1 rRNA gene is annotated in these 1,171 nt (G+C 52.2%); it reads right to left on the bottom strand.

Going from position 1 to position 1,171, the window contains the following annotated elements:
• A 23S ribosomal RNA gene (locus tag ACFVSJ_RS24435) occupies positions 1–1,171 on the bottom strand; the annotation flags it as partial.

The raw sequence follows: 1,171 nt of genomic DNA, 5'->3' as shown, positions 1-1,171 counted from the left end.
CATACCGGCATTCTCACTTCTAAGCGCTCCACAAGTCCTTCCGGTCTTGCTTCACAGCCCTTAGAACGCTCTCCTACCACTGTTCGAAGAACAGTCCGCAGCTTCGGTGATACGTTTAGCCCCGGTACATTTTCGGCGCAGAGTCACTCGACCAGTGAGCTATTACGCACTCTTTAAATGGTGGCTGCTTCTAAGCCAACATCCTGGTTGTCTAAGCAACTCCACATCCTTTTCCACTTAACGTATACTTTGGGACCTTAGCTGGCGGTCTGGGCTGTTTCCCTCTTGACTACGGATCTTATCACTCGCAGTCTGACTCCCAAGGATAAGTCATTGGCATTCGGAGTTTGACTGAATTCGGTAACCCGGTAGGGGCCCCTAGTCCAATCAGTGCTCTACCTCCGAGACTCTTACCTTGAGGCTAGCCCTAAAGCTATTTCGGAGAGAACCAGCTATCTCCAGGTTCGATTGGCATTTCACCCCTACCCACACCTCATCCCCGCACTTTTCAACGTGCGTGGGTTCGGGCCTCCATTCAGTGTTACCTGAACTTCACCCTGGACATGGGTAGATCACCTGGTTTCGGGTCTACGACCACGTACTAAACGCCCTATTCAGACTCGCTTTCGCTGCGGCTCCGCCTCTTCAGCTTAACCTCGCACGGGATCGTAACTCGCCGGTTCATTCTACAAAAGGCACGCCATCACCCGTTAACGGGCTCTGACTACTTGTAGGCACACGGTTTCAGGATCTCTTTCACTCCCCTTCCGGGGTGCTTTTCACCTTTCCCTCACGGTACTGGTTCACTATCGGTCACTAGGGAGTATTTAGCCTTGGGAGATGGTCCTCCCGGATTCCGACGGAATTTCACGTGTTCCGCCGTACTCAGGATCCACTCAGGAGAGAACGAAGTTTTGACTACAGGGCTGTTACCTCCTATGGCGGGCCTTTCCAGACCTCTTCATCTACCTCGTTCCTTTGTAACTCCGTACAGAGTGTCCTACAACCCCAAGAGGCAAGCCTCTTGGTTTGGGCTGGTCCCGTTTCGCTCGCCGCTACTCAGGGAATCGCATTTGCTTTCTCTTCCTCCGGGTACTTAGATGTTTCAGTTCCCCGGGTCTGCCTTCTCATATCCTATGAATTCAGATATGGATACCACTCCATTACGAGT

Origin of the sequence: Paenarthrobacter sp. NPDC058040, assembly GCF_042885775.1 — a bacterium.
Lineage (GTDB): Bacteria > Actinomycetota > Actinomycetes > Actinomycetales > Micrococcaceae > Arthrobacter.
The sequence above is the reverse complement of the archived record's forward strand: the minus strand, read 5'-3'. Positions and strand labels throughout refer to the sequence as shown.